Raw genomic sequence first — 255 nt, forward strand, 5'->3', positions numbered from 1 at the left:
TGGCTCGGTGAGCCGCAATCACACTGCCGCAGTATGTTCATCACGAAACGTCGGAACAGTGCTAGGTTTTCGACAGCACCTTCGAGTGCTATCCGTGACTCATCTTCTTTAAATACAACATCTAGCATATAATGCTGACTGTTCTCAATCCGCCAGTGCTGGCGGATGTAGTGCCCAAGCAGTTTGTGGCGTGGGGACAACGAACTCACATAGTAACGGGTGTCTATCGTTGTTTTCCGACCCTCTGTACGATGT

At 49.8% G+C, this 255-nt stretch carries 1 protein-coding gene; it reads right to left on the bottom strand.

Features of this window, described 5'->3' with window-relative positions:
* The coding region (locus J3L11_RS19745; protein ID WP_207572018.1) for an ISAs1 family transposase at positions 1 to 255 on the bottom strand (255 nt) is incomplete at both ends.

The organism is Shewanella sp. 4t3-1-2LB, assembly GCF_017368415.1.
GTDB lineage: Bacteria > Pseudomonadota > Gammaproteobacteria > Enterobacterales > Shewanellaceae > Shewanella > Shewanella fodinae.